Annotated in this window: 28 protein-coding genes; 16 read left to right on the plus strand and 12 right to left on the minus strand. The window is 65.6% G+C overall.

The window, feature by feature from the left end:
- Positions 1-64 precede the first annotated feature (64 nt).
- Both ACU0B3_RS16580 and phnF read right to left on the minus strand, forming a co-directional pair.
- Positions 65-958 carry a 1-acyl-sn-glycerol-3-phosphate acyltransferase gene (locus tag ACU0B3_RS16580; RefSeq protein WP_446261988.1) on the minus strand — a complete coding sequence of 298 codons (894 nt, stop codon included), beginning with the start codon at positions 956-958 and terminating at the stop codon, positions 65-67.
- A 138-nt stretch (positions 959-1,096) separates the two neighbouring features.
- Complete coding sequence (phnF, locus tag ACU0B3_RS16585; protein ID WP_446261989.1) at positions 1,097-1,819, minus strand: phosphonate metabolism transcriptional regulator PhnF; 723 nt, start codon at positions 1,817-1,819, stop codon at positions 1,097-1,099.
- Between the two features lie 81 nt (positions 1,820-1,900).
- On the opposite strand from phnF, the gene phnG reads away from it, so the two are divergent.
- From phnG to ACU0B3_RS16600, 3 genes are read left to right on the plus strand one after another with little or no spacing between them, the layout of a single operon-like run.
- Positions 1,901-2,356 (plus strand): phosphonate C-P lyase system protein PhnG, encoded by a 456-nt coding sequence (gene phnG / locus ACU0B3_RS16590; protein WP_446261990.1) that lies wholly within the window; start codon positions 1,901-1,903, stop codon positions 2,354-2,356.
- A 12-nt stretch (positions 2,357-2,368) separates the two neighbouring features.
- Positions 2,369-2,932 (plus strand): phosphonate C-P lyase system protein PhnH, encoded by a 564-nt coding sequence (gene phnH, locus ACU0B3_RS16595; protein ID WP_446262268.1) that lies wholly within the window; start codon positions 2,369-2,371, stop codon positions 2,930-2,932.
- Complete coding sequence (locus tag ACU0B3_RS16600) at positions 2,932-4,020, plus strand: carbon-phosphorus lyase complex subunit PhnI (RefSeq protein WP_446261991.1); 1,089 nt, start codon at positions 2,932-2,934, stop codon at positions 4,018-4,020. The genes phnH and ACU0B3_RS16600 overlap by 1 nt, the downstream gene beginning before the upstream one ends.
- A gap of 15 nt (positions 4,021-4,035) precedes the next feature.
- Here ACU0B3_RS16600 and ACU0B3_RS16605 read toward each other — a convergent pair whose 3' ends face one another.
- A complete protein-coding gene (locus ACU0B3_RS16605) occupies positions 4,036-4,206 on the minus strand; it encodes a hypothetical protein (protein ID WP_446261992.1) in 171 nt (56 codons plus the stop codon).
- A 64-nt stretch (positions 4,207-4,270) separates the two neighbouring features.
- On the opposite strand from ACU0B3_RS16605, the gene ACU0B3_RS16610 reads away from it, so the two are divergent.
- From ACU0B3_RS16610 to ACU0B3_RS16640, 7 genes are all read left to right on the plus strand, one after another.
- Positions 4,271-5,149, plus strand: coding sequence for an alpha-D-ribose 1-methylphosphonate 5-phosphate C-P-lyase PhnJ (locus ACU0B3_RS16610; RefSeq protein WP_446261993.1), 879 nt, complete (start codon positions 4,271-4,273; stop codon positions 5,147-5,149).
- The gene (locus ACU0B3_RS16615; protein ID WP_446261994.1) at positions 5,146-5,718 is read left to right on the plus strand and encodes a histidine phosphatase family protein; all 573 of its coding nucleotides are present in this window, start codon (positions 5,146-5,148) and stop codon (positions 5,716-5,718) included. The genes ACU0B3_RS16610 and ACU0B3_RS16615 overlap by 4 nt, the downstream gene beginning before the upstream one ends.
- Positions 5,715-6,485, plus strand: a complete 771-nt coding sequence (gene phnK, locus ACU0B3_RS16620; protein ID WP_446261995.1) for a phosphonate C-P lyase system protein PhnK — start codon at positions 5,715-5,717, stop codon at positions 6,483-6,485. Before ACU0B3_RS16615 ends, phnK begins: the two co-directional genes overlap by 4 nt.
- Before the next feature lie 3 nt (positions 6,486-6,488).
- The gene (locus ACU0B3_RS16625; protein WP_446261996.1) at positions 6,489-6,950 is read left to right on the plus strand and encodes a GNAT family N-acetyltransferase; all 462 of its coding nucleotides are present in this window, start codon (positions 6,489-6,491) and stop codon (positions 6,948-6,950) included.
- Positions 6,947-7,630, plus strand: coding sequence for a phosphonate C-P lyase system protein PhnL (gene phnL / locus ACU0B3_RS16630; RefSeq protein WP_446261997.1), 684 nt, complete (start codon positions 6,947-6,949; stop codon positions 7,628-7,630). Before ACU0B3_RS16625 ends, phnL begins: the two co-directional genes overlap by 4 nt.
- A gap of 26 nt (positions 7,631-7,656) precedes the next feature.
- The gene (gene phnN, locus ACU0B3_RS16635; RefSeq protein WP_446261998.1) at positions 7,657-8,187 is read left to right on the plus strand and encodes a phosphonate metabolism protein/1,5-bisphosphokinase (PRPP-forming) PhnN; all 531 of its coding nucleotides are present in this window, start codon (positions 7,657-7,659) and stop codon (positions 8,185-8,187) included.
- A gap of 91 nt (positions 8,188-8,278) precedes the next feature.
- The gene (locus ACU0B3_RS16640) at positions 8,279-9,472 is read left to right on the plus strand and encodes an alpha-D-ribose 1-methylphosphonate 5-triphosphate diphosphatase (RefSeq protein ID WP_446261999.1); all 1,194 of its coding nucleotides are present in this window, start codon (positions 8,279-8,281) and stop codon (positions 9,470-9,472) included.
- A gap of 18 nt (positions 9,473-9,490) precedes the next feature.
- On the opposite strand, the gene ACU0B3_RS16645 is transcribed toward ACU0B3_RS16640, so the two are convergent.
- Positions 9,491-9,709, minus strand: a complete 219-nt coding sequence (locus tag ACU0B3_RS16645; protein ID WP_446262000.1) for a hypothetical protein — start codon at positions 9,707-9,709, stop codon at positions 9,491-9,493.
- Positions 9,710-10,010: 301 nt separating this feature from the next.
- Between ACU0B3_RS16645 and ACU0B3_RS16650 the strand changes: the two genes are divergently transcribed.
- From ACU0B3_RS16650 to arsJ, 3 genes are read left to right on the plus strand one after another with little or no spacing between them, the layout of a single operon-like run.
- On the plus strand, positions 10,011-10,844 hold the full coding sequence (locus ACU0B3_RS16650) for an arsenate reductase/protein-tyrosine-phosphatase family protein (RefSeq protein WP_446262001.1): 834 nt from the start codon (positions 10,011-10,013) through the stop codon (positions 10,842-10,844).
- Positions 10,841-11,839 (plus strand): ArsJ-associated glyceraldehyde-3-phosphate dehydrogenase, encoded by a 999-nt coding sequence (locus ACU0B3_RS16655; protein WP_446262002.1) that lies wholly within the window; start codon positions 10,841-10,843, stop codon positions 11,837-11,839. The genes ACU0B3_RS16650 and ACU0B3_RS16655 overlap by 4 nt, the downstream gene beginning before the upstream one ends.
- The gene (arsJ, locus tag ACU0B3_RS16660; protein WP_446262003.1) at positions 11,836-13,110 is read left to right on the plus strand and encodes an organoarsenical effux MFS transporter ArsJ; all 1,275 of its coding nucleotides are present in this window, start codon (positions 11,836-11,838) and stop codon (positions 13,108-13,110) included. The genes ACU0B3_RS16655 and arsJ overlap by 4 nt, the downstream gene beginning before the upstream one ends.
- 229 nt (positions 13,111-13,339) lie before the next feature.
- Here arsJ and ACU0B3_RS16665 read toward each other — a convergent pair whose 3' ends face one another.
- Positions 13,340-14,092 (minus strand): SDR family oxidoreductase, encoded by a 753-nt coding sequence (locus ACU0B3_RS16665; protein WP_446262004.1) that lies wholly within the window; start codon positions 14,090-14,092, stop codon positions 13,340-13,342.
- An 81-nt stretch (positions 14,093-14,173) separates the two neighbouring features.
- On the opposite strand from ACU0B3_RS16665, the gene ACU0B3_RS16670 reads away from it, so the two are divergent.
- Positions 14,174-15,106 carry a LysR family transcriptional regulator gene (locus ACU0B3_RS16670; protein WP_446262005.1) on the plus strand — a complete coding sequence of 311 codons (933 nt, stop codon included), beginning with the start codon at positions 14,174-14,176 and terminating at the stop codon, positions 15,104-15,106.
- A 592-nt stretch (positions 15,107-15,698) separates the two neighbouring features.
- On the opposite strand, the gene bhcD is transcribed toward ACU0B3_RS16670, so the two are convergent.
- The 4 genes from bhcD to bhcA all read right to left on the minus strand — a co-directional run bounded on the left by bhcD (position 15,699) and on the right by bhcA (position 20,147).
- A complete protein-coding gene (bhcD, locus tag ACU0B3_RS16675; protein ID WP_446262006.1) occupies positions 15,699-16,664 on the minus strand; it encodes an iminosuccinate reductase BhcD in 966 nt (321 codons plus the stop codon).
- A 115-nt stretch (positions 16,665-16,779) separates the two neighbouring features.
- A complete protein-coding gene (gene bhcC / locus ACU0B3_RS16680) occupies positions 16,780-17,943 on the minus strand; it encodes a 3-hydroxy-D-aspartate aldolase BhcC (RefSeq protein ID WP_446262007.1) in 1,164 nt (387 codons plus the stop codon).
- Positions 17,944-17,946: 3 nt separating this feature from the next.
- Positions 17,947-18,954 carry a beta-hydroxyaspartate dehydratase BhcB gene (gene bhcB / locus ACU0B3_RS16685; protein WP_446262008.1) on the minus strand — a complete coding sequence of 336 codons (1,008 nt, stop codon included), beginning with the start codon at positions 18,952-18,954 and terminating at the stop codon, positions 17,947-17,949.
- A complete protein-coding gene (bhcA, locus tag ACU0B3_RS16690) occupies positions 18,954-20,147 on the minus strand; it encodes an L-aspartate--glyoxylate aminotransferase BhcA (protein ID WP_446262009.1) in 1,194 nt (397 codons plus the stop codon). The genes bhcB and bhcA overlap by 1 nt, the downstream gene beginning before the upstream one ends.
- Before the next feature lie 166 nt (positions 20,148-20,313).
- Between bhcA and bhcR the strand changes: the two genes are divergently transcribed.
- Positions 20,314-21,174: an HTH-type transcriptional regulator BhcR gene (bhcR, locus tag ACU0B3_RS16695; protein ID WP_446262010.1), complete on the plus strand. Its 861-nt coding sequence runs from the start codon at positions 20,314-20,316 to the stop codon at positions 21,172-21,174.
- 201 nt (positions 21,175-21,375) lie between these two features.
- Here the strand turns inward: bhcR and ACU0B3_RS16700 are convergent, their stop codons facing one another.
- Positions 21,376-22,512 carry an MFS transporter gene (locus ACU0B3_RS16700; RefSeq protein WP_446262011.1) on the minus strand — a complete coding sequence of 379 codons (1,137 nt, stop codon included), beginning with the start codon at positions 22,510-22,512 and terminating at the stop codon, positions 21,376-21,378.
- Between the two features lie 96 nt (positions 22,513-22,608).
- Here ACU0B3_RS16700 and ACU0B3_RS16705 point away from each other — a divergent pair, with 96 nt between their 5' ends.
- Complete coding sequence (locus tag ACU0B3_RS16705; protein WP_446262012.1) at positions 22,609-23,100, plus strand: Lrp/AsnC family transcriptional regulator; 492 nt, start codon at positions 22,609-22,611, stop codon at positions 23,098-23,100.
- A 243-nt stretch (positions 23,101-23,343) separates the two neighbouring features.
- Here the strand turns inward: ACU0B3_RS16705 and ACU0B3_RS16710 are convergent, their stop codons facing one another.
- Together ACU0B3_RS16710 and ACU0B3_RS16715 are read right to left on the minus strand one after the other, a co-directional pair.
- Complete coding sequence (locus tag ACU0B3_RS16710) at positions 23,344-24,564, minus strand: multidrug effflux MFS transporter (protein ID WP_446262013.1); 1,221 nt, start codon at positions 24,562-24,564, stop codon at positions 23,344-23,346.
- Positions 24,561-25,232 carry a DUF2461 domain-containing protein gene (locus tag ACU0B3_RS16715; RefSeq protein ID WP_446262014.1) on the minus strand — a complete coding sequence of 224 codons (672 nt, stop codon included), beginning with the start codon at positions 25,230-25,232 and terminating at the stop codon, positions 24,561-24,563. The genes ACU0B3_RS16710 and ACU0B3_RS16715 overlap by 4 nt, the downstream gene beginning before the upstream one ends.
- Positions 25,233-25,235 lie beyond the last annotated feature (3 nt).

Consider the following 25,235-nt stretch of genomic DNA (forward strand, 5'->3'; position numbering starts at 1 on the left):
AGTTACAGGCGCCCTCATCCCGCGCGGGATGGGGGCGTTTTCGTGCCGAAACGCGAGAAGACGATTACGCCCAGCCCCTGCGCGCTCTGATCGACAGCGGCTCGCGAGGCGCTGTGTCACGCCGCACGCCGCCAAAGGCCGCGATCCGCGACGCGTCGCCGCCAAGGCTCAGCACGCGGGCCTTCAATTCGGCGATTGCGGCCTCCGAAGACCGCGGAAGATCACACGCCGCGACGGGCTCCCCGATGGTGACCGAGAAGTGGTGTCGGCGCTTGTTCATTGTCTCGTGGAACAGGGTGATGTCCCGCAGCGTCGGGTGCAGCTTGTCAAACGCGTAAAACAGCGCGGAATTGTGCGCGCTGATGCGCACGGGGATCACAGGCAGGTCGAACTTGCGCGCGATCATCGCCGCCGAAGCCATCCAAGGCCGCTCTTCGAGGTGCGTCCCGCGCCGCTTGGCCAGTCGGCCCGACGGGAAGATGACGCCGATGCGCTCAGCCTCGATGGCGCGCCGCGTGAACGCCATGGTTTGCCGTGTCTTGCCGTGGCTGCGTTTCTCCCGGCGCCACTCGACGGGCGCGATCATGTCCGCCATCTGCGGAAATAGGCGCAGGATATCGTGGTTTGCGAAGAAGAACGCGTCCTTGCGGCGCGCAGAAATGAGGGTGTGGAGCACGATCCCATCCGCGATCCCCGTCGGGTGGTTGGCCACGATCAGCGCGGGACCGGCCGTCGGGATCCGGGACAAGCCGGATGGGCTGACGTGCCGCGCGATCTCCTCGCCGACGCTTTGCATGATGGTGCTGGCGGACTGGTGTTCGAACGATTTGGCCAAAGCGACCGTTCCGCGGTACCCCAGAAGGCGATGAAACAGCGCGCGGGCCGCCCGGGACGGCACGCCATGCCTGTAGAGCCAAGGTGCGCGCTCGGCGATCAGGGCGTCCAACGTCTCTTCCATGCGCGTCACCTACTGGTCCAACACAACAGAATCTTGACAGCCGTGTCTCATGCACATGAAACCCGATGCAGCTGGGTCTGTTCCCCGCAGTTTTGCCGGTGAGCAAAGGTCTGCCGCTGGCGGTGTACTTCGGAGCGATCAGCGCTCTTCGAGCGTGAGCGTCACCCGATCGCCGGCAAACCACGTCCGCCCGTATTCAACTGGGCGGCCTGCCTCGTCCACATTCACACTTGTCGATTTGAGCAGCGGATCACCCTCGGCCACGTGCAGGTGCAGAGCCTGGGTAACGGTGGCGCGGACGGCGGTGAGGCGGGTCGAGGCGCGGGTGTAGTCGGCGACGCCCACGGACTGCAGCGCTTGCGTGATGCTTGTGTGCGCCGCCAGGGCTGCGGCGATTCCGGGCAGGCGGCCTGAGGGGAAAACGCTTTCGACGACCGCGAGGGGCTGGCCATCGGCGAGGGACAGGCCGTGATACGCGCAGACGGTTTCTCCTGGCCTGATGCGCAGCGCCTTTGCTTCGCCATCGGTCGCGGCGCGGTCTTCGACCTGCAACACGCGTTTGGCAGGGCGGCGCCCGGCGGCGATCAGGTTTTCATGGAAGCGCACACGCTGGCCGATGGGATAATCGGTTGGGCGCGCGGCAACGAAGGCGCCCGAGCCGCGCCGCGTTCGGATCAAGCCTTCCTCGACCAAAGCCGAGATGCCGTGGCGCACCGTGTGCCTGTTCACCCCAAAGCGTTCGGCCAGTGCCGCCTCGGTCGGCAGCTTGTCTCCGGGCGCATACCGGCCCTCGGCCAGATCGCCGCGCAGCGCATCCGCGATGGCCCGCCAGATGGGTGTTTTGGCGAATGTGTCACGCAAGTTTCACAAATCTCTTCTGACTCTGGGCTGCGCGTCTGCTATGATAAGTATAGTTGTATAGTATTGGGAAATGTTGTCGAGATGAAAGACGGTCTTGACCAGACTGCAGAGCGGAAAGCCTGGATGGGCCTTGTGGCAAAGGCGCCCGAGGGGCGGGTTGCGGAGCTGCTGGATGCAGCGATGGAGCGCCCGGCTTTCACCTGGCTCCGCGCGCCAGAGATCGGCAGCACGATGGTGCGCGGCCGTGCGGGCGGCACCGGGGCGCTCTTCAACCTCGGCGAAGTCACTGTCACCCGCTGCGCCCTCACATTGGAGAGCGGCGCCGTCGGTCACGCCTACATCCAGGGGCGCCGCAAGCCCGACGCCGAAGCCGCGGCTCTGGTGGACGCATTGATGCAGGGGCCAGAGGCGGGCGCGATCCGCGCAGCCGTTCTGGAGCCTTTGGAAGCCGAGCAGCGCGCGGCCAAGACCGAACGCGCTGAGAAAGCCGCCGCGACGAAGGTGGAGTTCTTCACCATGGCGCGCGGCGAGGATTAGGGGATGGGAATGATGCAGGCCGAAACTCTGGCAGGCGGGTTCAGCACCCCGGCGATCCAATCCGCCCACGCCTTTCGCGCTGTCATGGATGCGATGGCGCGCCCCGGCACGATCCAGGACATCACAGGTGCCAAACCGCCCGCTCCGCTCTCGATTGCGGCGGGCAGCGTCTTGCTGACGCTCTGCGACGCCGACACGCCCGTCTACCTCGCCGGAGCGGTGGACACCGACGAAACGCGCGCATGGTTGGCCTTCCACACCGGCGCGCCACTGGCGGGTCCGTCGCACGCGATGTTTGCGATCGGCGGGTGGGAGGACCTGATGCCGCTGGGCGCCTACCCCATCGGGACGCCGGAATACCCCGATCGGTCGACAACGCTGATCGTGGAGTGCACGGAACTTGCCCCCACAGGTGCGACCCTTCGCGGACCCGGGATCCAAACGCACGCCGCGCTGTCCTTGCCAGAGATCGACGCCTTCCAACGCAATCAGCGGCTGTTCCCGCTGGGGCTCGATTTCATCTTCACCAGCGGCGCGCAAATCGCCGCGCTTCCGCGCACAACCGAGGTGTCCTGATGTATGTGGCTGTGAAAGGCGGCGAGCGCGCGATCGAAAGCGCCCATGCGTGGCTCGCCGAAGAGCGCCGCGGCGAGACCAGCGTTGCCGAGCTGAGCATTGCGCAAATCCGGGAACAGATGAAGCTGGCCGTTGATCGTGTCATGGCCGAGGGCTCGCTTTACGATCCTGACCTCGCGGCGCTGGCGATCAAGCAATCGCGCGGCGATCTGATCGAGGCGATCTTCCTGATCCGCGCCTACCGCACCACGCTGCCCCGTTTTTGCGCGTCAGAGCCGGTGGATACGGGCGCGATGGCTTGCGACAGACGCATCTCGGCGACGTTCAAGGACCTGCCGGGCGGGCAGGTGCTGGGCCCGACATTCGACTACACGCACAGGCTTTTGGACTTTAAACTGGCTGCCGACGGCGAGGCGCCTGTCGCCCCGACGCGCAAGGCGACGTTTGACGAGGTGCCGCATGTCACCGGGTTTCTGAACCGCGAGGGCCTGATCGAGGAGGCGCCACAGGACGACACGGCGCCCCCGGACCTGACCCGCGAGCCTCTGGAAATGCCCGCGAGCCGCGCCTTGCGCCTGCAGGCCCTGACCCGCGCGGATGAGGGGTTCACCCTCGGCCTCGCCTATTCCACGCAACGCGGCTACGCCCGCAACCACGCCTTTGTCGGTGAATTGCGCATCGGCACGGTCGCGGTGGAGATGGACATCCCCGAGCTTGGCTTTGCCATCGAGATTGGCGAGGTGACGCTGACGGAATGTGAGACGGTCAACCAGTTCAAGGGCTCCAAGACCGAGCCGCCGCAATTCACGCGCGGCTATGGGCTCGTCTTCGGCCAGTCCGAGCGCAAGGCGATCTCCATGGCGCTTGTGGACCGCGCATTGCGCTGGGAAGAGCTGGGCGAGGATTTCGAAGGTGCGCCCGCGCAGGACACCGAGTTCGTGCTTTACCACGCGGACAATATCCAGGCGACCGGCTTTCTCGAACATATCAAGCTGCCGCATTACGTCGACTTCCAGGCCGAGCTCGAGCTCGTGCGCAAGCTGCGGCGCGAGGCGGGTGCCGATCAGGTTCAGGAGGCGGCGGAGTGATGTCCGGCCTGACCCCTACCGATCAAAGGCGCCGTTGCGTGCGCGCGTGTCGATCAGCCAGCCATCCGGCCCGGCGACATCGTTCGGCCAATAGCGCGACAGCAGCTTCAGGGCGCGGCCGAGGATCATGTCGAATGCAAGGAACCCGAACGCGATCGCGGCCGAGACAAGAACAAAGAACCCCATCATGTTTTCCCCTCAAAACACCGTCGTGGTTGGGGCGCATCAAGCACGGGAAAGACACAAGCGTATGACAGACGCGTCAGACTACAACTTTGCCTATCTCGACGAGCAGACCAAACGGATGATCCGCCGCGCGATCCTCAAGGGGCTCGCGATCCCGGGATATCAGGTGCCCTTTGCCAGCCGCGAGATGCCGATGCCCTATGGCTGGGGAACAGGCGGCGTGCAGGTCTCGGCGGCGGTGCTGTCGCCCGAGGATACGTTCAAGGTCATCGATCAGGGGGCGGATGATACGACAAATGCCGTCTCGATCCGCACGTTCTTTGAGCGCACGGCGGGGGTGGAGACAACGACGGCGACGACCGAGGCCAGCGTCATCCAGACCCGCCACCGCATTCCCGAAGAGCCGCTGACCGAGGACCAGATCCTCGTCTACCAGGTGCCGATCCCCGAGCCGCTGCGCTTTCTGGAACCGCGCGAGAGCGAGACGCGCAAGATGCACAGCCTCGAGGAATACGGGCTCATGCATGTAAAGCTCTACGAGGACATCTCGCGCCACGGCCATATCGCGACCAGCTACGCCTATCCGGTGAAGGTCGAAGGGCGGTACGTGATGGACCCCTCGCCAATCCCGAAATTCGACAATCCCAAACTGAGCGATATGCCTGCGATCCAGCTCTTCGGCGCGGGCCGCGAACAGCGCATCTATGCCCTGCCGCCCTATACGCAGGTGGGCAGCCTCGATTTCGAGGATCATCCGTTCGAGGCGTCCAAGGCCGATCAGGTCTGCGGGCTCTGCGGCGCGACGGACAGCTACCTCGACGAGGTGATCGTTGACGACAAAGGCGGACGGCTCTTTTGCTGTTCCGACACCGATTATTGCACGGGACGCCGCGCGCGCGGGTTCAAAGGCCCGGCCTTTCCCGGCAGCGAGGTCGCGGCATGAGCGGCGACGTGATCTTTCTGACCCATGCGGACGTGGCGATTGACCCGGACGTGCCGGTGCCCGACTGGGGGCTGAACGAGACGGGGCGCCAGCGGCATGCGGCCTTTGCACAATCGGAGACCCTCGCGGGTGTCACGGCGCTTTACGCCAGCAGCGAGCGAAAGGCACGCGAGGCGGCCGAACCTGTCGCTGCTCGGCTGGATCTTACCTGCGCGATCCGCGAGGCGTTGGGCGAAAACGATCGCAGCGCGACTGGGTATCTGCCCGAGGATGCCTTCTGGCCGATCGTCCACGCCTTCTTCGACCACCCCGACACATCCGCGCATGGATGGGAGACCGCCCGCGACGCACAGACCCGCATCGCCGGGGCCGTCCGCGCGGCGTCCGACGAAGCACCGGGTGGCGACACGCTGATCGTGGCCCATGGCGGCGTCGGCGCATTGCTGCGGTGCTGGCTGATGAACACGGACATCACCCGCAGCGAAAGCCAGCCGCATCCCAAAGGCGGCTGCTGGTTTCGGTTTTCGCGCGCAATGAACGCCGCCCCAACCGATTGGAGAGCCATATGACCCCCCTCCTGTCCGTGCAGGGCATCACAAAACGCTATGGCGCGCATATCGGATGCGCCGAAGTCTCGTTCGACCTCTATCCCGGCGAGGTCATGGGCATCGTCGGCGAAAGCGGGTCGGGCAAGTCGACATTGCTCAACTGTCTCGCTGGCCATTTGCCGCCCGATGCGGGTCAGGTCCTGTTCGACACTCGTGCCGATGGCCCGAAGGACACCGTGACCATGTCCGAGCCCGAACGGCGGATGCTGGGGCGCACCGATTGGGCCTTCGTCCACCAGAACGCGCGCGACGGGCTGCGCATGGGCGTCAGCGCGGGCGGTAATGTAGGCGAACGCCTGATGGCGGTGGGCGCGCGGCACTACGGTGACATTCGCGGCAAGGCGACCGACTGGCTCGAACGGGTCGAGATAGACAGCACCCGCGTCGACGACCGGCCCACCACCTTTTCCGGCGGTATGCAGCAGCGCCTGCAGATCGCGCGCAACCTTGTGACGGGGCCGCGTCTGGTGTTCATGGACGAACCCACGGGAGGGCTCGACGTGTCGGTGCAGGCACGCCTGCTTGATCTGTTGCGTGGGCTGGTGCGCGACATGGGGCTGTCGGCGATCATCGTGACGCATGATCTCGCGGTGGTGCGCCTTTTGGCGGACCGGCTGATGGTGATGAAGAGCGGCCATGTGGTGGAGGCCGGCCTCACCGATCAGGTGCTTGACGATCCGCAACACGCCTATTCCCAGCTTCTTGTCTCCTCCGTGCTGCAGGTCTGAGCGATGGGCGTCGAGATCACACAGGTCACCGATCAGGATTGTCACGAGGTTGTGGCGTTTCTGGACACGGCCATGCCCGAGGATTGGCGTCTGCCCGAGCCACCGGACGACGCGCAAATCCAGCGTGTCCTGTCGCATCCCGGCAGCCTGTTTCTGGCCGCACGGCAGGGCGACGCGATTGCGGGGCTGGCATTGGGATGGATCTTGCCCACCGCGTTTGGTCAGGGTGATACGGCCATGCTGGATGAACTGCTGGTCAGCCCCGACTGCCGGGGCAGGGGCATCGGAACAGCGCTGACCCGAGCCTTTAGGCAGTCCGCCCGTCGGGCAGGGCAAGCGCCTGTCGAGATCTGGGCCGCCACCGATGTCCCGACCGAACCGGCGGCGACGCCTTTTGCACGCAGTGGCGGGATCCGGGGCGAGCTTTTTCGACAATTCGATTGGCCAAGGGAGGCACCCGCATGATCACGCTGCAGGACGTTTCAAAGACCTTCACGCTGCACAATCAGGGCAGCGCCGTGATCGAAGTCGTGAACGATGTCTCGCTCCAAGTCGCACCCGGCGAATGCGTGGCCCTGACCGGAGCCTCGGGCGCGGGCAAGTCCACGCTGATGCGCATGATCTATGGCAATTACCTGACGCAGGCGGGGTCGATCCGCATCGGCGATGTGGACATCGTGCAGGCGGAGCCGCGCGAGGTGATCGCGCTGCGCCGCGAGGTTCTGGGCTATGTCAGCCAGTTCCTGCGCGTCGTGCCGCGCGTGCCGACGGTCGAGGTCGTGGCCGAGCCTCTGCTTGCGTTGGGAGCGGGCCGCGCAGAGGCGCGGGACAAAGCCATGACGCTTCTGCGTGAACTCAACATTCCGGAGCGCTTGTGGTCGCTCTCGCCCACCACGTTCTCGGGCGGGGAGCAGCAACGGGTGAACATCGCGCGCGGCTTTGTCCATGCCTATCCCGCGATGCTGCTCGATGAACCCACGGCGAGCCTCGACACCGCCAACCGTGAGGTCGTCCTGACCCTGATCGAAGGCGCCAAGGCGCGGGGCGCTGCCATCATCGGCATCTTTCACGACGAGGCCGCGCGCGCCCGCGTCTGTGACCGCGAAATCGACGTCAGCGTCTTTGCGGGCGGCGCGGCGGCGTGAGTCAAGCGCCGGATAAGCGCGGGCGCATGATCGCGGTTGTCGGCCCGTCTGGTGTCGGCAAGGACAGCGTGATGCGAGGGGTCGTGCAAGCCATGCCAGGTCTGCACCTCGTCCGGCGCATCGTCACGCGCGCGCCCGGGCTGGGCGGGGAAGACTACGATTCCGTGTCGGTTCCACAGTTTCACGATCTGGCGGAAAACGGCGCCTTTGCCGTCTATTGGGGCGCTCACGGCCTCTACTACGGCATCCCGCAAACCGCGCGCTATCAGGTGAACAAGGGCACCGATTGTCTGGCCAATTTCTCGCGCAAGGCGTTGCAGGCCGGTGCGGACGCTTTCGACGATTTTGTGGTTTTGAACATCACCGCGCAGCCCGAGACGCTGGCCGCCCGTCTGGCCGCCCGGGGCCGTGAAACCAAAGACGAGATCGCCAGACGTCTTGCCGAAGCGGACAAACCGCTGCCCGGGGGGCTCGAGGTCATCACCCTATCAAATGACGGCCCCTTGGATCGTACCATCGCGCGTGCCATCGCGCTTTTGCAACCGGTGCATGTCTAGCCTTGGCGTGAGCGCCAAGTCTTGTCATCGCCGTCCACATTCACAGGTCCTGCGGGTCACGCGCAAGGCCACAGTACAGCCAGGGGCTCACATGAACTCCCATCTTCCTGTGTCTTCCTTCACGCCATCGCCCGGTAGCGCGCGGGGGGGTGATTTGTGCCTCGCAAATGCGCAGCTTGTGCTGCCGGACCGTACCATGGTCGGGTCCATGACCATCGAAGAGGGCGTGATCACCGCGATCGCCGAAGGCGATGTTGTGCCTGCGGGCGCCGAGGATTGCGGCGGTGACCTGGTCCTGCCCGGCCTCGTCGAGCTGCACACCGACAATGTCGAACGCCATATCGAGCCGCGCCCGGAGGTAGACTGGCCTCACCTGCCTGCGCTTCTGGCCCATGACGGGGAACTGGCCTCGACCGGCATCACCACCGTGTTCGATGCGATGCGCGTGGGCTCGATCCATTCCGGCAAGGGCCGGTATATCGACTATGCCCGCAAGCTTGCCGACGAGCTGCTGGCCGCCCGGGCGCAGGGCATGTTCAAGATCAGCCACTTCCTGCACCTGCGGGCGGAAATCTGTTCCGAGACCCTGCTCGAAGAGCTGGCGGCCTTCGGTGCGGAGGATCGGGTCGGCATCGTCAGCCTCATGGACCACACCCCCGGCCAACGGCAATTCCGCGACCTGACCGCGCTCAAGACATATGTCTCGAAAAAGCGCGGCATGAACGACGCCGAATTTGCCGAGCATGTGCAGAACCTGGAGGGGCTTCAGGCACGGTTCGGTGCCAAACACGAGGCGGGCGCGGTCACCGAGGCCGGCCGTCTGGGTGCCGTTCTGGCCAGCCACGATGACACGACGTCCGGCCATGTCGCGACGTCTGCCAAGAACGGGGTAGGCTTTGCCGAGTTTCCAACGACGGTCGAGGCTGCCGAGGCGTGCCGTGCGCATGGCATCGCGGTGATGATGGGTGCGCCCAACCTGATCCGTGGCGGCTCGCATTCCGGCAACGTGGCCGCTGAAACCCTGGCCAAGCAAGACCTCCTGGACATCGTCTCCTCGGACTATGTGCCTTCGGCGCTGTTGCTGTCGGCCTTCCACCTGGCCGAGGTATGGGGCGACCTGCCGCGCGCCGTTGCAACCGTAAGCCGCAATCCTGCCAAAGCTGCCCGCCTAGAGGATCGCGGCGCGCTCCAGGTCGGCCTGCGCGGAGATGTGGTGCGGGTGAAGAAACTTGGCGCCACACCGCTCTTGCGCGGTGTTTGGAGCCAAGGACGCAAGATCAGCTGAGCCGCAATGCCAGCTGGTTCAGCCCTTGGACGTGTCTTGCAGGATACCGGCGCGTTCCAAAAGCCACGCGGTGATGTCACGCTCGGATGCGCCTGAAAACTCGGCAGGCTCGGTCGCATCAAATCTGTCCGTCACGCTGTCGAACACGCGCGGCGCATGATGCTCCCGCGATTGGATCCAGACCGCGACGAGGTGGTTCTTGTCGTCTGTTTCAGCGATGTACTGCGTGGGTCTCATGAGGCCGCGTCATTTTACACACTCCCTAGAACTAGCGGGCGAGAACAGCTGTGCCAATGATTCGGTCACTTCGGGCAGTCTGAGTAAAAATCCCGGCCCGTTTGCACGATTTCTGTGCAACGGCCTTGGGTTGAAGTCATGCAGCGACCACGCTTGCGCGGCGGCGTATGTGGCCAATTTTAGCCAAGCGGAACGCCTCTCATTTAACGACTGAGCAGATTGAGCCCCTGACGATTTCACCTCGGTTCTTTGCGGCAAAAATCGATTGCGCGGATCTCATTGATTCTGTAATTCACGAAATATGGAAATAGTGATTCCCAATCGCCTTGCGACCCTTGGCCATCCACAAAGACTGGCGCTGTTCCGGCTGCTCATGCGCCGCTACCCGGATCGTGTGCCTGCGACGGAGTTGGCGCAAGCACTCGCGCTCAAGCCCAACACGCTGTCGACCTACGTGAACGCGCTGATGCAGGCCGGTCTGGTGACGCAAGAGCGTGTCGGAACATCGCGGCGCTACGCGATCGACATGAACGCCGCGCGCGAGACGTTCGATTACCTGCTGCACGAGTGTTGTCGGGGTCGCCCGGAGATGTGTTCCCCACTCGGGACGAAGGAGCCGGCCAAAAAGGATCACAAATACAACGTGCTGTTCATCTGCACCGGCAATTCCGCGCGCTCGATCTTTGCAGAGGCGATCCTGCGCAAGGAGGCCGGGGACAGGTTCGCGGCCTATTCGGCAGGCACGCAGCCACGCTCTAAGCCGAACCCCTATGCGCTCGAGGTCCTGGCGCAGAAGGGGCATGACACGTCGGTGCTGGAGGCCAAGGCCCTGTCGGTCTTCCAGGGCGACGAGGCCCCGGATTTCGACTTCGTCTTTACGGTCTGCAACCAGGCCGCCAACGAAGAATGTCCTGCCTGGACGGGCCAACCGGTGAGTGCCCACTGGGGGATGCCGGACCCGGTCAAGGTGGAGGGCTCGGATGCCGAAAAGAGCCTTGCCTTTCAACACTCCTATGGCGCGCTCCTGAACCGGATCAAAGCATTCACCGCTCTGCCGATCGCGTCCCTCGACAGGATCGCGTTGCAAAAAGCCATCGATGACATCGCCCTAAAGAACGAAGGAACCATCGCGTGACCACCTACGCCCTCAACGGCCTCGGCCGGATCGGAAAGCTTGCCCTGAAGCCCCTGCTCGCGCGCGGCGCCAAGATCGCGTGGATCAACGACGCCGTAGGCGATCCCGAGATGCACGCACATCTTTTGGAGTTCGACACGGTTCACGGGCGGTGGCAGGCCGATTTTGCGCACGATGCGGGCGGCGTCACGATTGACGGCACACGGCTTCCGTTCATCGGGACGAGGAGCATCGAAGACCTCCCGCTGGACGGTGTCGACGTCGTGATCGACTGTACCGGCGTCTTCAAATCCGAAGCCAAGCTCACGCCTTATTTCGACGCCGGTGTGAAGAAAGTCGTCGTCTCTGCGCCCGTCAAAGACGGCGACGCAGCGAACATCGTCTATGGCGTGAACGAAGACATCTACGACGGTGGCAAACATCGGATCGTCACGGCGGCAAGCTGCACGACAAACTGCCTCGCACCTGTTGTGAAAGTCATCCACGAAGCACTGGGCATCAAGCACGGTTCGATCACCACGATCCACGATGTGACCAACACCCAGACCATCGTTGACAGACCGGCCAAGGACCTGCGCCGCGCACGCTCGGCCCTGAATTCTCTGATCCCGACGACAACGGGCAGCGCAACCGCAATCACGCTCATCTACCCCGAGCTCAAGGGGCGCCTCAACGGTCACGCTGTGCGGGTGCCGCTGCTCAACGCCTCGCTCACCGATTGCGTATTTGAGGTGGCGCGTGAAACGACCGCAGAAGAGGTCAATGCGCTGTTCAAGGCCGCGGCAGAAGGTGACTTGAAAGGCATCCTCGGCTACGAGGAGCGGCCGCTGGTCTCGACCGACTACACCAACGACGTGCGCTCTAGCATCGTCGATGCGCCTTCGACGATGGTCATCAACGGGACACAGGTAAAGGTGTATGCCTGGTACGACAACGAGATGGGCTATGCGCACCGTCTGGTCGACGTCGCCTTCATGGTTGGAGCATCGGTGTGACCGATACCTCCGCACGGCCAGAGGGGCTGTCGGCCTACATCGCCGTGACAGCGGCCTACTGGGCTTTCATGCTGACCGACGGCGCGCTGAGGATGCTGGTGCTCCTGCACTTTCACACCCTGGGATTCAGCGCCGTCCAGCTCGCTTACCTCTTTGTGCTCTATGAGGTTGCGGGCATGGTGACCAACCTCTGTGCAGGGTGGATCGCCGCGCGGTTCGGGTTGACCTCAACGCTTTACGCCGGCCTCGGCATTCAGGTCCTGGCGCTTATGGCGCTTGCGCAGCTCGACCCGGCCTGGGCCATTGGCGCATCGGTGGCCTATGTGATGGTCGTGAAGGGGGCGAGCGGGGTGGCCAAGGACCTCGCCAAGATGTCCTCGAAGTCGGCGGTGAAGCTCTTGGCCCCGTCCGAAGCTGGCGGCCTCTTCCGTTGGGTTGCATTGCTCACCGGCTCCAAGAACGCGGTCAAGGGCCTGGGGTTCCTCCTCGGGGCCGCACTGCTGGCGACGGTTGGGTTTGTGTGGGCCGTCCTTGGGATGGCGGCAATTCTCGCGGTGATCCTGGTTGCCGTTCTGATCGTGATGCCGGCAGGTCTGCCGAAAGGGCGGAAAGGCGCAAAATTCTCGGACGTCTTTTCCAAGTCGCCAAACGTCAACTGGCTCTCCGTCGCCCGCGTGTTCCTGTTCGGCGCCCGCGACGTCTGGTTTGTCGTCGGCATCCCGATCTACTTCTACGCGGTGCTGTCCGACGGGAGCGTGGCGGGGAACCGGGCTGCCTTTTTCATGATCGGGACGTTCATGGCGGTTTGGGTGATCCTCTACGGGTTTGTCCAGGCGTCGGCGCCGCGCATCCTGCGCGCGGCATCCCGGCCTGAGGATGATCTGGTGCATGCCGCGAAGGGTTGGGGGTGGTCGCTTGCCGCGATCCCCGCCGTTCTGACCCTGGCGGCGCTTGCCGCCGAAGGTCCGCAGACCTGGCTGACATCCCTGCTGGTGGCAGGCTTGATGGTGTTCGGCGCCGTCTTTGCGATCAACTCCGCCCTGCATTCCTATCTGATCCTGGCCTTCACGCAGGCAGAGCGGGTTACCATGGACGTCGGCTTTTACTACATGGCCAACGCGGGAGGGCGTCTCGTCGGGACCCTGCTCTCTGGCGTCACCTACCAGTTGGGTGGCCTCCCGCTGATGTTGGGTACGGCAACGCTCATGGTGGCCCTTGCAGCGCTTTCCACTGGCCGTTTGCAGCCCAGCGCGCGTCCGCCCGCACTTTAGGACATGTCGTAAGGACAGGTACCGGGCGCCGAGCAAGGCCCGCGGCGTTGCGAGGCGCACAGAGGGCGGCAAGAACGCCAGGATGCCCGCTGCCACCGCTGCTTTATGCTCGCGTTTCCGAAGTGTCGTACGGCAAGCCGGGCCGTCTGCTGACAGGCAAAGCTTAACGCGATGACTGCGTTTGTCGCAATTGACGCCGCCGCCTCGCGCATCACCGCGCCCGACCTCGCTACTGCCGCACCATGTGTCCGCCGTCGATATCCATCACGTGTCCGTTCATATAGGTGTTCGTGGCGGCCAGCAGGATGGCGGGTGCGAGTTCTTCGGGCTGGCCGATCCGGCCGATGGGCAGTCGTTTGCCGGTCTCGGCATACATGGCCTGGCGCCTGTCCTCCGGCAGCGCGGCATAGGCTTCGGTCTCGACCATGCCAGGCGAGACACCATTGACCCGCACGTCTGCACCAAGCTCGAGCGCGAGACCGCGCACCAGCCCCTCCACGGCAGCATTCACCGCGCCAAGCGCTGTGGCGCCGGCCCCGGGTCGCCGGGAGAGCACCCCGGAAAAGAGTGTGATCGAGCCGCCCTTGACGATGTAGGGAAGAACCTCGCGCGCGGCGACGTAGGGGCCAAAGAACTTGGCCTCGAACATGGCCCGGACATCGTCCGTTGCAACCTCGGCAAATGGGCCGTGGACCGCTGAGGAGGCGCTGATGATCAGGTGATCGACCGGGCCGAGGCCCGCCGCCCAGCGACGCACGCAGCTCTCGTCCGTCATGTCCACCGGTGCAGTGTGCACATTGCCGGGCATGGACCTGGCCGCGGCATCAAGCTTGGCCGCGGTGCGGCTCGCTAGCGTAACCTCGGCACCCTGCCGCGCTGCGAGCCCGGCGGTTGCGCGTCCCATCCCCGAGCCACCGCCCAGAACGACGACATAACGGCCCGCGAGCGGCTGTAGGTCTGGCATGGGTGTTGGAGCGGTCATGGCGGTGTCCCTTCGAGGAAGCTGAAATGGCGTTCAAGACACATGACGCGCGGAGGGATATATTGGAAATGGATTGACTTTATGATAGGCATTGACACGATGAATGTGTCCGCCTTCGATCTGAACCTGCTCAAGGTGTTTGCCGCGATCTATGCCGAACGCAACGTGACGCGCGCGGCCGACAAGGTGGGGCTGGCCCAGCCGTCGATGAGCAATGCGCTGTCGCGCTTGAGGGCGGTGTTCGACGATCAGCTCTTTGTCAAAACGCCGGGCGGTATGGTGCCGACGGAACGCGCGCACGCGCTTGCGCCAAGCGTCGAGACTGCGCTGGCAAAGGTGCAGGAGGCGTTCGGCGCGGTGCGGGGTTTTGACCCTGCGACCACCAAGGCGAGCCTGACCATCGCGGCCCCTGACAATCTGACACTGCGCATCGCACCGGAGCTGACCCATCGGCTGGCAAAGCAAGCACCCGGCATCGATTTGCGCTTCAGAGCCTTCGACAAGGACGCCGCCCTTGGACAGCTCGACCGGAGCGAGATCGACGTTGCACTCGGCCAATTTCCAGACGTCCCGCCGCGCTTTCACCTGCGCGATCTTTTCGAGGACCGGTTCGTGGTGATCGCGCGCGCGGGGCATCCGGCAGTCGCCGGGCGGCTGTCACTGAAAGCCTATTGCGCGGCGGGCCATGTGCTTGTGTCGTTCCGTGGCGACGCGCGCGGCGCGGTGGACGGGACACTGGCGCGGCTTGGCAGGCAGCGGCGCATCGCACTGGTGCTGGCGCAGTTCGGGCTGGTGCCGGACATCGTGGCGCGCACGGATTACCTCGCCACGATGCCGGCGAGCATCGCGGAGGCCTTGGCGCCGCGCAGTGGATGCACCCTCCAACCACTGCCGTTCGCGCAAGCGGCATGGACCAACCAGGCGGTCTGGAGCGCGGTGACACATGCCGAGCCGGCCAAGCGGTATGCCATAGACGCGTTGCTCGCCGCTGCGGGGTCCAATGGGCGGGCCTGAAATCAGTGTCCATGCCAGACGCACTGACCCTTGGGACGCTTTCATGTTCGCAACCGTTCCCATGGGGATGCCGCATTCTATGCCCCCCGAACCCTTGAAATCGAGGGGTGCAGCTGTTCGAGCATCACCTGCTCGCCTGCGGTCACGGTGCGCTCCCAGCGGGCTTTCAAGACCGTCACCGCGAAACACGGGCGCACGTCAGTCCGATGCGCGGACGCGTGGATTTAGTACAGCAGTCGGCGTGCTGCCATTCAGGACGTCGAGCCCGCCTTACGCCAGATGGCTGTACAGCGGGTGTGTGGATGGCGCGGCGACGCCCGCGCTGATCGCGATTTTGACGTGTCGTGGCGGACGGCGCTTGCATCGACCCGTGTCTCACTGGCGCACCCATCGACCATGTGGCTGACGTTGCGGCCTTAGGTTTGATGATCATCTTGCGCATGAAGCTTCCGCTTGAAGCGGCCTGACCACTCTGGCGCCCGCCGCGGCGGCAGACTGGGATACGCCGTGCCGGCGCTTACCAACTCCGACCAAGTGCAGGCCCAAATCGACGAGGCGCCGAATGCACTTACCGGCGGCTGCCCCGGCGGGCTCAAAAATCGACCTCGATGGCCACGCCCTTGGCGATGGCCAGCTCCGTCACCCGGGTCGCCACGGCGAGGTCCTGCAGTCCCACGCCGGTCCCGTCAAAGATCGTGATCTCGTCCGCGAACGTACGTCCGGGATGGACGCCATTGATGACGGCGCCGAGCTCGGTGATGTCCGCCTCCGCGATCATACCTGTCGCCACCGCATGCTGCGCCTCACCCAGCGAGACCGACTGCGCGACCTCGTCCGTAAAGACGGTACCGCGCGCCAGGAGGGCGGCCTCGACCTCCTGCTTGCCGGCGGTGTCGGTGCCCATGCACGCAAAATGGGTGCCGGGCGCGACGTGGTCGGCCATCAGCGAGGGCGCATGGGCCGACGTGATCGTGACGATCACATCCGCCGCCGCCAGATCCTCCAGCCGGGCCGCCTCGAAGGGCACGCCCGCCTCCTCCGCCACCTTGGCCACGTTCGGCAGCATCTCCGGGTGGTAATTCCAGGCGATCACCCGGTCGAAGGCCCTCTGGCGGAGCGCCGCGCGCAGCTGGAATGTCGCTTGATGGCCCGCGCCAATGAGACCCAGCACCCTGGCGTCCGGCCGGGCCAGATGCTTGATCGACACCGAGGACGCCGCGGCGGTGCGCAGCGCCGTCAGAAGGTTGCCGCCCACCATCGCCGAGGGCCGGCCGGTGTCCGGGTCAAAAAGGAACACCGTCGACTGGTGATTGATCAGCCCGCGCCGCGCGAGATTGTGCGGCCAGTGCCCGCCCGCCTTGAGGCCAAGCGCCGCGCCCTTCTGGTCGAACCCGCCTTTAAAGCCGTAAAGCGCGTCTTCGTGACCCAGCGCCTCGCGCACGACGGGAAAGTTACGGGCATCGCCCGCAGCCATCGCGGCAAAGACCTCTTCGACGGCGTCAAAGGCCGCCTCGGGCGTCATCAGGTCTGCGATCTCGCGCTCCGGCACAATCCACATCGCGGGGCTCCTGTCTTCTCTGGTTCCGAAATACCTCGGGGGGGATCGGCGAAAATCTCATGATTTTCGCCGTGGGGGGCTGGCCCCCCGCGACGCTGCGGGTGCGCGGACCGGCTCAGAACGCCTTGCCGCGGGCTGAGATCGGCCAGACCGCCTCGACCTTGCCGCCGCGCACGCCGACGTACCAGTCATGCACATTTGCCGTCGGGTCGCAGTGGCCGGGCACGAGGTGCAGCTTGTCGCCGACCGTGAGCACGCCCTCGGGGTCCGCCACCACGCCATGCTCGTCCGAGCACTTGATATACTCCACGTCCGTGCGCCCATAGACCACCGGTAGGCCGCTGTCGACCGACTGCGCCTTGAGCCCGGCGTCCACGATGGCCTTGTCGGCCTTGGCGTGGCTCATCACTTGCGTGAGGATGAAGAAGGCGTTCTCCCACTCGCCCCGGTCGATGCGGGTGCCGTCCGCGTCGAGGATGCGGCCGTAGTCGGCATCCATGAAGGCATAGGAGCCGCACTGCAGCTCGTTGTAGACGCCCGAGTTGCTCTCGAAGTAGTACGAGCCGGTCCCGCCGCCGCCGACGATGTCGCAGTCGAGCCCGATGGCCTCGAGCCCGTCCACGGCGTCCCGCACCATGTCGATGGCGACGTCGATCTTGGCCTTCCGGTCCTCGTAGCTGTCCAGGTGCTGCATCGCGCCCTGGTAGGCTTGCAGGCCGGCGAACTTCAGCCCTGAGCTTACGTCGATGGCGCGCGCGATTGCGACCACGTCGGCAGTGGTGGTCACGCCGCAGCGCCCCGCGCCGCAGTCGATCTCCACGAGGCACTCGACCTCGGTCCCGTGCCGCTGGGCGGCGGCGGACAGGTCCGCCACGTTGTCGATGTCGTCCACGCAGCAGAGCGTGCGCGCGCCGAGCTTGGGCAGGCGGGCGAGGCGGTCGATCTTGGCCGCGTCCCGCACCTGGTTCGAGACGAGCACATCGGTGATGCCGCCGCGGGCAAAGACCTCGGCCTCGGACACCTTTTGGCAGCACACGCCGCAAGCGCCACCCAACGTGACCTGCAGCTGCGCGACGTCGACGGATTTGTGCATCTTGCCGTGCACGCGGTGGCGCATGCCGTGCGCCTTGGCGTAGTCGCCCATCTTGCAGATGTTGCGCTCCAGCGCGTCGAGGTCGAGCACAAGCGCCGGTGTCTGGATGTCGGCGGCGTCCATGCCGGGCAGGGCCGGCACGTCAAAGCCGACCTCGAGGGCGCTCAGGTTCACAGGTGCGTTCATGGGTTACTCTCCCTTGATCCAGGGCAGCGCGTCGAGATCGACATTGCCGCCGGTGATGATGACGCCCACGCGTTTGCCGGCGAAGCGCCCGGGGTTCTTGAGGATGATCGCCAGAGGTACGGCGCAGGACGGCTCGATGACGATCCGCAGGTGCTTCCAGGTCAGCTTCATCGCGTCCACGATCTCGTCCTCGCTGGCCGTCAGGATATCGTGCACGTGGCGCGAGACAAAGTGCCAGGTCAGCGCCTTGAGCGGCACCAGAAGGCCGTCGGCGATGGTCCTGGGCGCGTCATCGGCGATGATGCGGCCGGCCTTGAAGCTGCGGTAGGCGTCGTCGGCCTGCTCCGGCTCGGCGGCGATGATCTGCACCTCCGGCGCCAGCGTTGAGAGCGTCAGGCAGGTGCCGGACACCATCCCGCCGCCGCCGATCGGGGCGACCATCATGTCGAGCCCGTCCGTCTGCTCCATGACTTCGCGCGCGCAGGTCCCTTGCCCGGCGATCACACGCGGGTCGTTGTAGGAGTGCACGAAGTTCCCGCCCGTTTCCGCGGCGACGCGGGCAAAGGTCTCCTCCCGCGCGCTGGTCGACGGTGCGCATTCGGTGATCCGCCCGCCATAGCGCCGCACGGTGTCCTTCTTCGCCTGCGGCGCGCTGTGCGGCATGACGACATTGCAGGGGATGCCCCGGCGCATCGCGGCATAGCTGAGGCAGGAGGCGTGGTTGCCAGACGAATGCGTCGCCACGCCCTTTGGCGCCTGCGCCTCATCGAGGCCGAAGACCGCGTTTGCCGCGCCGCGCACCTTGAAGGCGCCGGGCTCCTGAAAGTTCTCGCATTTGAAGAACAGCTGCGCGCCGGTCAACTCGTTGAGGTAGTCAGAGGTCCGCACCGGTGTGCGCCGGATGTGCGGCGCGATGCGCATATGCGCGCCGAGCATGTCCTCATAGGTCGGCACGATCAGGCCATCGGGCGTGCCAGTGTCCGGGCGTGTGGGGGCAGGGGCGTCCTTCATCACGCGGCATCCTTCCGAGCAAAGCTGCGGCTCCCGGTCCGGTAGACCTCCTGCGCCGCCGCGACCCCGGAGCCGAGCCGGATGTCGAGGCCGAGATCGACGAGGCACATCTCGGCCGTCGCAATGCCCGACAGCGCCATGACATCTGTCATGCTGCCGAGATGCCCGATGCGGAACACCTGTCCGGCCACTGCGCCGAGCCCGCCGCCAAACGCGACGCCGTAGGCGGACGCGGCATGGCCGACCACCCGGCCCGCGTCAAAGCCGGGCGGCGTGCGGATCGCGCTGACCGTGTCGGAGTAAAGCTCGGGGCTCTGCGCGCAAAGCTCGAGCCCCCATGCCGAGACCGCCGCCCGCACGCCCGACGCGATGCGGTGATGGCGGGCAAAGACGTTCTCGAGCCCTTCGTCCAGGAGCAGCGTGCAGGCGTGGCCGAGCCCGTTCATCAAGCCGACGGCGGGCGTGTAGGGATAGCCGCCCGCCGCGTAGCTGGCCTCCATGTCGCGCATGTCGAAGAACGCGCGGGGCAGCGTGGCGCGGTGTTGCGCCTCCATCGCCTTGGCGCTGAAGCCGACGATGGCGAGCCCGGCGGGCAGCATGAACCCTTTCTGCGAACCCGAAATAGCTGCATCCACGCCCCAGGCGTCGAACTGGAAGTCGATCGACGCGATCGACGAGACGCCATCGACAAAGAGGAGCGCCGGATGCCCCGCCCCATCCATCGCGCGGCGCAGCGCGGCAATGTCCGAGGTCACGCCCGTCGCGGTCTCGTTGTGTGTGGCCAGCACCGCCTTGATCCTGTGGCCCGAGTCTGCCGCGAGGATCTCGCAGAACCGCGCATGCGGCAGACCCGCGCCCCAGGGCGCGTCGACCACCTCGACGTTGAGGCCGAGGCGTTCGCACATGTCGATCCACCTCTGCGAAAACATCCCGTGCCGCGCCGCCAGCACCGTGTCACCGGGGCAAAGCGTGTTGGTCAACGTCACCTCCCACCCGCCGGTGCCGGTGGACGGGAACACAAAGACCTCCGCCGTCTCGGATTTGAGCACCCGGCGCACACCGTCCCGCGCGGCATCCAGGATGCCGGCAAAGAGCGGCGAGCGGTGATCGACCGTCGGCATGTCGCACGCGCGCCGCAGCGCCTCGGGCATGTTCGTCGGGCCCGGGATAAAGACTGGGTTCTGGAAACTCATGGCGTCCTCCTCGCTTGGCATCGGTCTAACGCAGCGCGTGGCCGTAGGAAATTTTTGCATAAAGCCGCGAGATGCGTGCGCTGTCTTCAAAACGCGCCGTATTTTCAGGCGCTTGTATTTTTCAGATTGCGAAATAAAATTTCATCTATGAAAAAAGGAGGCCGCCATGCCCGAGACGATGCCCTCTGAGGACGCCCCGCGGCGTGCCCGCGGCAGGCCGCGCGGGTGGGATGACAAGACCGAGCAGAACACGATCAAGTCGCTCGACCGGGCCATGGAGATCTTCGAGTACCTCAGCACCGAGCAGGGCAAGACGCTGTCCCAGCTGTCTGCCGAGCTCTCCCAGTCGCCCGCCACCGTCTACCGCGTGCTTGTCACGCTTGAGGCGCGCGGGATGGTCGAGTTCGACGGCGAGGCGCAGCGCTGGTACATCGGCGCGCGGGCCTTTGTGATCGGTGCGCGCTTTTTGCGCCGGACCAGCCTCGTTGACCGCGCCCGCCCCATCCTGCGAAGCCTGATGGAGCGCACCGGCGAGACCGCCAACCTCGGCGTGGAAAAGGGCGGCATGGTGCTCTTTCTCAACCAGGTGGAAACGCACGAGAGCATCCGTGCCTTTTTCCCGCCGGGCACCTTATCTGAGATGCACGCGTCCGGCATCGGCAAGGCGCTGTTGGCGTACATGGATGCCGCGCGTTTTGCGCGCTGGATCGAGGGGCGACAGCTTGCGGCGTTCACGCAGCACACGCTGGTCACCCCCGAGGCGCTCAGCGCAGAACTCACCCGGACCCGCGCGCGCGGCTATGCGGTCGACGCGGAGGAAAAGAACCTCGGCATGCGCTGCATCGCGGCGCCGGTGTTCGATATGTCGGGAGAGGCGGTGGCCGGTATCTCCGTCTCCGGCCCCGCCTCCCGGATGCGCGTGGACGCAACGCACGCGCTTGGCGAGGCCGTGCTCGCCGCGGCCCGTGCGTTGACACGGGCAATTGGTGGGCAGGATTTTGCGGGGGAGGCGGGGGCATCGCTTTAGAGGCGTGCGGCCTTCAAGCTTATCCACTTCACTCAATCCAAAGCGCCCGCTTGACGGGAACTGTCAAGCCGCGTCATGCCGAAGGCATGCCTCTGGCATGGCCCGCCCTCCTGGGGCGGCGCGATGCGCCACCCCGCGGGACGGCGCGTGAACGTCTGTTGCGACTGTATCAGGCTTCACGTCGCTCACTATAGACAGCGCTCACGCAGGCCGCTGCCTCTGCCGCAGCGCCGCGTGGACAAAGACCGGCGCAATACACAGCGCCGACAGGCACGCCAGCAGCGCGAACCCGCCCGTCTCGAAGACCGCTTTGAAGGCTGCCGTCCCGAGCGACATCGCCGCATAGGTCGTGGCACTGTAGAGCCCCAGGATCGTGCCGCGCTCGTTCGGCGACAGCGCCGTCAGCGTGCTGACCAGCAGGTTGAGCCCCAGGTGATTGACCGCGCCCCACACAAGGCACGCTGCCACGATCAGCACCGCCGAGTGCGCCAGCCCTGCAAGGCCGAGGTACACGGCCACCAACCCGCCAAAGACCACCGGCGCCGCCCGAACCGGCCCGTGCCGGTCCAGCAGCCGGTCCAGCGGGGCAATTGCGCCAAACCCGATCCCGTATGACAACGCGGCAAGGCCAGCCGTGGTGGTCGGCCAGCCCAGTACCTCCGTCAGATGGGCGCCGAGATAGGCGTAGAGCCCGTAAAAGGCCGCCATGTAACACGCCACCCCAAAGAGCATCGGCGGCAGCCCCTCGATCCGCAGCGCGCGCAGCGGTGAGGTCACGGTCGCGGCCCGCGCGCGTTCGGTCAGGTTCGCCCGCCGCAATGCGATCAGCGCGCCAAGCGAGCTCACTCCGAGCAGCGCAAAGACGGCCCGCCAGTGCAGCACATCCGACAGGACCGACGACAGGGCGACGCCGGCCACGAGACTCAAGGTCCACCCGGTCAGCACCTTGCCCAGCGTCTCGCTCTCGCGGCCCTTCGGCGCGATGTCTGCCGCAAGGCCATAGATCGCCGGCAGCGCGAGACCGGCCGCCAGCCCCGCAAACGCCTGCGCGATGACAAGCGTGACCAGCGTCTGCGCGACCGCGCTGACCCCGAGCACCAGGACCAAGGCCGCCAGTGCCGCCATCAACGCCCGCCTGAGCCCGATGCGGTCCGCCTGCGGCGCCAGCACCAGCGCACTCAACGCCGTGCCTGCGCCGTACGCTGCCGCCGCCAACATCACATCCGGCGCGCTCCGTCCTTCGAACGAGGCAGCCACATCCCCGGCGATCGGGCTCAGCACCAAAGAATTGGCGCCGACAATGCCGATTGCCGCGGTCAAGAGCCAGACAGGGTTCATCAAAGGCGTCCTTTTTGGGCGGAGGCATAGACAAGGCCGGAGCTGCGCGATACCCCATTCGGCTAGCCGTATGGAAAAACGAATGGGATTCTGCGGATGGCAAAAGACGCCGAGGGTTTGGACCGGATCGACCGAAGCCTGTTAAGGCTGCTGACCCAAGACGCGGAGCAAAGCTACGCCGACCTCGGGCGCGCGGTGGGACTCTCGCCACCCGCGGTGCACGAGCGGGTCAAGCGCTACAAGGCGACCGGGCGGATCACCGGCGTCGTGGCGCAACTCGATCCGGCGATGACAGGCAAACGGTTCCTCGCCTTCATCCACGTGAACACGACCGGCTGGGGCAAGAGTGAGGCGCTCATGCAGATCGAAGAGCTGCCGGAAGTCGAGGAAATTCACTCGGTCACCGGCGACACCTGCATGATCGTCAAGGTGCGGATGGAAAGCACGCAGGCGATGGAGGCGCTTCTGGCCCGGCTCTATGCGCTGCCTGAGGTGATCTCGACCAAGAGCTATGTGGCGCTCTCCACCTATCTCGAACGGCCCGTGCAGCCCGGCATCTCGGACATAACGCATCGGCCTGATTGCTAGTGGAAGCAGTCTCAAATCTCTTGCGCATCGGCATAAATATAAGCGCCCGCCTGACGGTCGCGTCAGGCCGAAGGCATTCCTTCGGCATGACCCGCCCCCGCCAAACCGAAGGTTTGCCTTCAGCAAAACGGGCGGCGCGATTGCGTCACCCCGCGGGACGGCGCGTGCACATCGGTTTTCGAATGGATCATGTCTATGGTTACCTGCCAAAAATCTCTGACCCTAGGCGCGAACGCGACCTGCTCAGGGGTCAGAGACCTCCGGGTTTGCCTCGGTGATGCCAGCGTGGTCGCGACTCCCTCTAAAGATCAGCCGCGCCGATACCGCCGCGACCAGCAGCCCGCCGGCCATCCACGCGAGCGATCCCGGCGCGGCGACCAGCCCGAGGAGCGCGGCGGCGGCGCCGCCAACGACCATCTGCAACGCGCCGAGCACCGAGGAGGCAAGCCCGCCTTCACCGCCCTGCGGCGCAAGCGCGAGCACGGTCGAGATCGGCACCACGAGACCCAGCCCTGCGGTCAAGGCAAAGAGGCTCGCGATGGCAAGCCACAGCGGCGGCGGACCGAGCAGCGCCAGCACCAAAGCGCCCAGTGCCGCGGCGACATAGAGGTTAAGTCCCAACGTGACCGTGCGCGTAGCGCCCTGCTTGTCTGTCAGCGCGCCGCCCCCGCCCGCCGCCACCACAAAGCCGAAGGCTATCGCGGCGAACGCCAGCGCAAATTGCGTGGGCGAGAGGCCGTAGGTCTCGGTGAAGACAAACGGGGCGGCGACGATCAGGATGGCAAAGGCGGCAAATCCAAAGCCCCCCGTCAGGGCCGGACGGAGGAAGGCACCGTCGCCCAGCATCTCCCGGCTGCGGCGCAGTACGGCGCCTGCCGTCGGTTTGCGCAGCTCCCGCGTGCTTTCCGGCAGCAGGAGGAGCGTGATGACAAAGGCGGCGATGCCAAGCCCCGCGAGTACCCAAAAGATGCCGCGCCAGGCCATCATCGCCAATAGCCCGCTGCCGCTGAGCGGCGCAAGGAGCGGCGAGGCGGCGGTGATGACCATGATGACGCCCATCAGCTTGGCCGCCTCTGCGTCGTCGTAAAGGTCGGTGACCACCGCGCGCGGGACCACCATCAACGCCGCCGCACCCGCCGCCTGCACAAGGCGCAGCGTGATGAGGCTGGCCACCCCGGGCGCCAGCGCGCAGCCAATGCTTGCCACGACAAAGACCGCAGCCCCTGCGAGCAGGACGGGCCTGCGCCCCAGCCGGTCCGCCATCGGTCCCCAGACAAGCTGCGCCAGACCAAAACCCGCAAAATAGGCGATCAGCGTCAGCTGGACGCCGGCGGAATCGGTCGCGAGCGCCTCCTCCATCGCCGGCAGCGCCGGCAGGTAGAGATCCGTCGCCAAAGGCCCCAACGCCGTCAGGCTGCCGAGGACCAGCGCGATCTCCCACAGGGCGGGCGCGGCGCGCGTCATGCGGAGACCTTCCGCCCCCAGACGAGGAAGGGCATCGCGTCGCGCGCCATCTTTTCCACCCGGTCGACGACATCGCCCGAGGTGAAGGCGACCTTTGGCAGGTCCTCGGACACCAAGAGCGACTTGAGCTTGATCGCGTCGGCGTGGCGGTGCTCGGACTGCGGCTCGAACCCGCGCGGCATGGAGGTCAGGCTGTACTCGGTCGAGAGCGCCCGCCCGGCCTTGTCGAGGGAGGCGCGCACGTCGTCAAACGCCTCCGCCTCGTCCACCATCGCCTCGCGAAAGGGTTTCAGCGCCTTTGGCGCGAGGTTGTGCCAGCCCGTGCCGGCAAAGCCGCCCTTTGCCTCCATATGCACGTAGAGCAGACCGCCGGTCTCGCGCTTGGTCCCCGAGGGCGTCAGCACGGCGGCGATCGAGGTCTTGTAGGGCGACTTGTCCTCGCTGAAGCGCACATCGCGGTTCATGCGGAACTTGGTCTTGGGGTTGCCCTGCAGCGGCACCTCGGCGTCCGCGAGCCGCTCGGTCAGCGCGTCGAGCAGATCGAGGAAGGGCGCCTCGACGTAGTCCTTGAACTCGGCCTTGTGGGCGTGGAACCACTCCTTGTTGTTGTTCTCGGCGAGCCCTTCGAAGAAGGCAAAGCTCTTTTCCGTAAATCCATGTCCGGCCATCGT

It is taken from the genome of Pseudaestuariivita sp., assembly GCF_052825805.1.

Excerpts from the sequence above, each read along its gene's own strand:
- ACU0B3_RS16605 (WP_446261992.1), bottom strand. The coding sequence starts at position 4,206 with ATGGGGTTCTTTGTTCTTGTCTCGGCCGCGATCGCGTTCGGGTTCCTT.
- ACU0B3_RS16610 (WP_446261993.1), top strand. The coding sequence starts at position 4,271 with ATGACAGACGCGTCAGACTACAACTTTGCCTATCTCGACGAGCAGACC.
- ACU0B3_RS16650 (WP_446262001.1), top strand. The coding sequence starts at position 10,011 with ATGGAAATAGTGATTCCCAATCGCCTTGCGACCCTTGGCCATCCACAA.
- ACU0B3_RS16600 (WP_446261991.1), top strand. The coding sequence starts at position 2,932 with ATGTATGTGGCTGTGAAAGGCGGCGAGCGCGCGATCGAAAGCGCCCAT.
- phnL (WP_446261997.1), top strand. The coding sequence starts at position 6,947 with ATGATCACGCTGCAGGACGTTTCAAAGACCTTCACGCTGCACAATCAG.
- ACU0B3_RS16580 (WP_446261988.1), bottom strand. The coding sequence starts at position 958 with ATGGAAGAGACGTTGGACGCCCTGATCGCCGAGCGCGCACCTTGGCTC.
- phnN (WP_446261998.1), top strand. The coding sequence starts at position 7,657 with ATGATCGCGGTTGTCGGCCCGTCTGGTGTCGGCAAGGACAGCGTGATG.
- ACU0B3_RS16700 (WP_446262011.1), bottom strand. The coding sequence starts at position 22,512 with ATGAACCCTGTCTGGCTCTTGACCGCGGCAATCGGCATTGTCGGCGCC.
- bhcD (WP_446262006.1), bottom strand. The coding sequence starts at position 16,664 with ATGTGGATTGTGCCGGAGCGCGAGATCGCAGACCTGATGACGCCCGAG.
- ACU0B3_RS16710 (WP_446262013.1), bottom strand. The coding sequence starts at position 24,564 with ATGACGCGCGCCGCGCCCGCCCTGTGGGAGATCGCGCTGGTCCTCGGC.
- phnH (WP_446262268.1), top strand. The coding sequence starts at position 2,369 with ATGCAGGCCGAAACTCTGGCAGGCGGGTTCAGCACCCCGGCGATCCAA.
- phnG (WP_446261990.1), top strand. The coding sequence starts at position 1,901 with ATGAAAGACGGTCTTGACCAGACTGCAGAGCGGAAAGCCTGGATGGGC.
- ACU0B3_RS16705 (WP_446262012.1), top strand. The coding sequence starts at position 22,609 with ATGGCAAAAGACGCCGAGGGTTTGGACCGGATCGACCGAAGCCTGTTA.
- ACU0B3_RS16625 (WP_446261996.1), top strand. The coding sequence starts at position 6,489 with ATGGGCGTCGAGATCACACAGGTCACCGATCAGGATTGTCACGAGGTT.
- ACU0B3_RS16640 (WP_446261999.1), top strand. The coding sequence starts at position 8,279 with ATGAACTCCCATCTTCCTGTGTCTTCCTTCACGCCATCGCCCGGTAGC.
- ACU0B3_RS16665 (WP_446262004.1), bottom strand. The coding sequence starts at position 14,092 with ATGACCGCTCCAACACCCATGCCAGACCTACAGCCGCTCGCGGGCCGT.
- phnK (WP_446261995.1), top strand. The coding sequence starts at position 5,715 with ATGACCCCCCTCCTGTCCGTGCAGGGCATCACAAAACGCTATGGCGCG.
- bhcR (WP_446262010.1), top strand. The coding sequence starts at position 20,314 with ATGCCCGAGACGATGCCCTCTGAGGACGCCCCGCGGCGTGCCCGCGGC.
- bhcA (WP_446262009.1), bottom strand. The coding sequence starts at position 20,147 with ATGAGTTTCCAGAACCCAGTCTTTATCCCGGGCCCGACGAACATGCCC.
- ACU0B3_RS16670 (WP_446262005.1), top strand. The coding sequence starts at position 14,174 with ATGATAGGCATTGACACGATGAATGTGTCCGCCTTCGATCTGAACCTG.
- ACU0B3_RS16615 (WP_446261994.1), top strand. The coding sequence starts at position 5,146 with ATGAGCGGCGACGTGATCTTTCTGACCCATGCGGACGTGGCGATTGAC.
- bhcC (WP_446262007.1), bottom strand. The coding sequence starts at position 17,943 with ATGAACGCACCTGTGAACCTGAGCGCCCTCGAGGTCGGCTTTGACGTG.
- ACU0B3_RS16715 (WP_446262014.1), bottom strand. The coding sequence starts at position 25,232 with ATGGCCGGACATGGATTTACGGAAAAGAGCTTTGCCTTCTTCGAAGGG.
- ACU0B3_RS16645 (WP_446262000.1), bottom strand. The coding sequence starts at position 9,709 with ATGAGACCCACGCAGTACATCGCTGAAACAGACGACAAGAACCACCTC.
- bhcB (WP_446262008.1), bottom strand. The coding sequence starts at position 18,954 with ATGAAGGACGCCCCTGCCCCCACACGCCCGGACACTGGCACGCCCGAT.